Genomic DNA, 4655 nt, shown 5'->3' on the forward strand with positions numbered 1-4655 from the left:
ACAGAAAACCTAAAAACTCTTATCTAACGGGGTTAATCCGTGGCTAAAGTTAATTTTTCTTTTGATTGCGGCTTCGTCGCGCTGTGAAAATCAGAGTTCTCTGTGTCCAAACGTTTTAAACGTTTCTACTTTTAAAAAAAACTGTTTTATTATACTTTTGCTTTGTGAAAGGAGGGTTGACTTTGGTTAGTAAGAAAAATGGCTTTTTATTTCCCCTTGCTGCATTTTTAATTGCAAACTATTTTTTAGTTTGCCCACCAACGAGCAAGGCTCAGGAAAACCAAAATTATTCACTCGCCGGGCTCGACACTTTAAGAATCACCCGGGTTGCTGATAGCTTGATGAAAGCAAATAACGTTCCGAGCTACAGTTTGGGCATTGTATCTCAACAGGAACTCATTTACGCAAAAGCTTTTGGTGTGATGAATCGCAAAACCGGAAAGCCCGCCACGTCAAATACGCTTTATCAAATTGGCTCTATCACAAAAGTGTTCACGGCTACCTTAATGGCAGCGCTTAGAGATGATGGTTTGGTGAAAATAGCTGACCCGGTGAGAAAATACTTACCGCCCGGTCAGACATTTCCTGGCGGCAGGGATGATGCTGAACTTACTTTGCGGCATCTCGCAACCCACACTTCCGGCTTGCCGCGGGATTTTGTGAATCGGGTGAATGTTGACCCGCCGGGTGGCCCCGGTGTTGCAAAGGCTTACTCAATTAAAGAACTCTATGAAGGGCTGAATATATCGAAAATAACCGGAACGGTTGGCGCTTATGCCTATTCTAACCTCAACTTCGGGCTGCTCGGCCATGTTCTCGAACGCGCTGCCGGAGTTCCGTATGAACAATTGCTAAAGCAGAGAATTCTCGAACCGTTGCAAATGCTCGACTCTTTTGTGCAGATACCCCCGGAAAAAGAAGAACGGTTCGCGACCGCCTACTGGCCCAACTTTGGCCCGGAAGAGGATCGTGATCCCTGGTTTTTTGGCGAAATTAGCGGGGCGGGCGGCCTTACCTCTTCGGTGCCGGATTTAGCAAAATTTATTTCACTGCAATTCAGAACTGAAGATAATAAACAGAAACCCATTTCGGGGGCGACAGTACGCGAACTCTGGACGCCTCAGCCGGTTGAAGTGAATCGAGGGGCCATCGGTTTCGGTTGGCATATCCGGGAAATCGAAAACACCGGTAAGTGGGTCATTCATGGCGGCGAGGTGGATGGCTTCAGTAGTTTGGTCGCGTTTAAACCGGAACAGGAAATCGGCATTATTGTGCTGACAAACTTTGGCAACAACACGGCGCAAAACATGGCTGTGCCGCTAATGGAAATTGTTTGGGATTGGCTTAAGAAGTCATAACTTTTAGGAGGTTGTTAATGATTGAGCTGACAAGGATAATATTTGTCATATTAATGAGTGGTTCGATTTTTTTACCAGAAAGCGCATTCGCCGGTGACAAAAAAGGCGTTAACTGGCCAGGCTTCCGTGGCCCGAATGCCAGCGGGGTTGCAGAGGACTATCCGACAGCGACCACCTGGAACGTTGAAGAGGATAAAAACATCAAATGGAAAACAGCAATTCCGGGTTTGGGCCATTCTTGTCCGATTATCTGGGAAGACCGCATTTTTGTCACCACCGCAGTTAGCGGCCAGAAAGATCCCTTTTTAAAAGTAGGACTTTACGGCAACATCGACCCGGTTGAGGACAGCACGGTTCACAAGTGGCAGCTGTTTGCTTTAGACAAGAACAGTGGCAAAATACTTTGGGAGAAAACCGGCCTTGAAGCCGTGCCGAGAGTCAAACGGCACCCCAAAGCAAGTCACGCTAACTCAACTCCGGCCACGGACGGCAACTATATCGTGACCTTCTTCGGTTCTGAAGGGTTGTTCTGCTACAACATGAAAGGTGAAGAATTGTGGAAAGTCGATCTTGGCGATCTGGACTCCGGTTATTTCAAAGTGCCGAAAGCGCAGTGGGGGTTTGCAAGTTCGCCAATCATTTACAAAAACAGGGTCATCGTTCAGTGTGACGTTCAGAAAAACTCGTTTATTGCGGCTTTTAATATTAAAAATGGCAAAGAACTCTGGCGCACTTCCAGAAATGAAGTGCCAACCTGGGGCTCGCCAACCGTTTATAGCAAAAACGGCAAAACACAAGTCATCGTGAATGGCTGGAAACACATCGGCAGCTATGACATCGAGACCGGGGAGGAAGTGTGGTGGCTCAGAGGCGGCGGGGATATTCCGGTGCCGACGCCGGTTCTGGGCCATGATTTGGTTTTCATTGCCAACGCTCATGGTAGCATGTCGCCAATTTACGCAATTCGCTTAAATGCCAGGGGCGATATTTCCTTAAAAGACGACACTAGTGCTAACGAGTTTATCGCCTGGAGCCAGCCGCGAAATGGCGCCTACATGCAGACGCCGCTGATTTACGGCGACACTATTTATAGTTGCACAAACAGCGGTGTGTTAAACTGCTACGCTGCGAAAACAGGCGAGCGGCTTTATAAGCAGCGCCTGGGGGGCGGCCGGACGGGATTTACCGCCTCACCTGTGGCTGCGGACGGCAAAATCTATTTTGCCAGCGAAGAGGGTGATATTTATGTCGTTCAAGCAGGGCCTGAATTTAAGCTGCTTGCCGAAAATCCAATGGCTGAAATCTGCATGGCGACGCCTGCGATTTCAGAAGGGGTTTTGTTTATTAGAACGCAGAAGCATTTGGTAGCAGTGGGGGAGTAAGGACGCGCCCCGGCGGCCTAACTCTGACAGGGTTTGAAACCCTGTCAGAGTTCATCGATGCAACGGTCGTGGCCTCGATAAAATCCAGGACGCCATTTTCCAGTTTGGCGGCGATACTAAAACGGTAGCTTTTGGGAAACTTACCCGTATGCTGCAAAAGCCACTTGGAAAAGTCATACCCCCTTTTCTCCTATTAATCTAAAAAGCAAAAAAAATCAGAGTTTCAGAGGGACAGAGAAACAGAGTCACAAAAAATCATGACTGCAGGCACACAACACGAAAACCGTTGAAGTTGAGCCTGTAGTCCGGGTTGACCCTGACACGAGAATCGCAGCGCAGGTTATGTGCATCGTTGTCCCACGAGCCGCCACGCAACGCGCGCATCTTTTCATCATCATCATACCAGTTTTCCATCCGTTCAAAAACATTACCGGCCATATCCTGCAACCCTTCCGGGGTGGCGCCGTCCGGGTAGCGCCCAACCGGTGTGGTCGCATCTACGTTAGATCCATAGTTTGCGAGTTTCTCATTCGGTTCTTTACCCTTTTCTTTCGGCCAAGGGTATTCCCGCAACGAACCGTCGGGTTCCCGTCCGGCCGCAGCCCACTCCCATTCCAACTCTGTCGGCAAGCGATATATTTCAACGATCTTATCGACATCCTGCAATTTCGGGTCGCCGTCCTGCGCCGCCTGCAGGCAGGAGAGCCAGAAACAATAAGCGCGGGCCGCAAACCAGCTTATGCTGACCACCGGCTGATCGTCCTGGTTGAAGCGTTTGTTTTCATCTTCTGCGGAGCGCACTTTTTTTACCCAGCCACCGGCGTCGCTGCCCAGATAAGCTTCAAACTCCGCGATCGTTTGTGCAAATTCAAGCAGTTTCTCAGCAAACAGATTCTGCGGCAAAATGTCACTCAAATTCCCGACCTGGTTGTCCAGGTAGGAGATAAACCGGCGGTAGCGCTGGTTAGTCACCGGATACTTGGCAAAATAAATATCCTGAATCTGCTCATTCTTTTCAGACACCGAATATTTAAATTCTCCGGCGGGAATGAGAAGATACTCGGCCTGCTCCTCCAGCGGGTTGAGAAATGATGACGACAGCTCGGTGAATAGATTCGTAAGCTTAACAGCGCTCCTCGTCACCGGAGTTGCAGGTTTCGCGGCTGGTGCTTTCGCACCCATGCCGGAAGACAGAATCTCGCTGGCATAGCTCAAGTTCGCATCATCGCGGCCACTCTTTTGGACGAATTCTTTTACACTGGCGCGCGCCTCCGGCGTGTTAATGGTTTTCAGGCACTCGAGAATGTACCTCTGCTGGCCGCCCGTCGTCTTTGTATCGCGCAGTTTTTTGCCCAGGGCATCTATTTTTTTCTGCGGCGCTTCGCGCACCAGGGTCTGCAGCAGATTCTGCTGCTTCTGGTCCAGCTCTTCGCTAACCCTGGATTGAAAAAGGTTTGCCATAAAGCTGTCGAACATGTCGGCATCGGCCTCGCTGATAAAAAAACGCAGCGGCTCTTCCCACCAGTCGTCGCCAAAATGGCTGACCAGTCTTTTCAGCCACTCTTGCTTATTGTCCTCTTTGGTAATTTGCACCCCGGCCAGATATTCGCGAAATGATTTATGGCGGAAGATGTAATCGGTTTCACCATAGTCGGCCAGCAGCCCGGCCCGGTCGACTAAATTTTTACAGAAAACTTCGGCGTCCGGCTGTTTTTCCAGGGTCTTGAGAATGGGCTGCATCTGCTGGTGCATTTCTTGTTTCGGGGCCTCATCTTTTTGCAGACTGTGCTGCATCCAGAGCGCGGTGGGAGAAAGCACCCGTCTGGCCTTATCCGCGTCCAGCACCGGCAGCAGCTTGCGGCGCTTATCGCGGAAATCCAGCAAATAGTTCAGGGAAGCGTTGTACAATTCCGAC

The 4655-nt window shown here is 49.8% G+C and carries 3 protein-coding genes; 2 read left to right on the forward strand and 1 reads right to left on the reverse strand.

The window, feature by feature from the left end; genetic code table 11:
• The first annotated feature begins 182 nt into the window (after positions 1–182).
• Positions 183–1358 (forward strand): beta-lactamase family protein, encoded by a 1176-nt coding sequence (locus tag IH879_20040; protein ID MCH7677219.1) that lies wholly within the window; start codon positions 183–185, stop codon positions 1356–1358.
• Positions 1359–1375: 17 nt separating this feature from the next.
• The gene (locus tag IH879_20045; protein ID MCH7677220.1) at positions 1376–2740 is read left to right on the forward strand and encodes a PQQ-binding-like beta-propeller repeat protein; all 1365 of its coding nucleotides are present in this window, start codon (positions 1376–1378) and stop codon (positions 2738–2740) included.
• A gap of 255 nt (positions 2741–2995) precedes the next feature.
• On the opposite strand, the gene IH879_20050 is transcribed toward IH879_20045, so the two are convergent.
• On the reverse strand, positions 2996–4655 hold a 1660-nt coding region (locus IH879_20050), incomplete at its 5' end, for an SUMF1/EgtB/PvdO family nonheme iron enzyme (GenBank protein MCH7677221.1).

It is taken from the genome of candidate division KSB1 bacterium (assembly GCA_022562085.1).
Lineage (GTDB): Bacteria > Zhuqueibacterota > Zhuqueibacteria > Oceanimicrobiales > Oceanimicrobiaceae > Oceanimicrobium.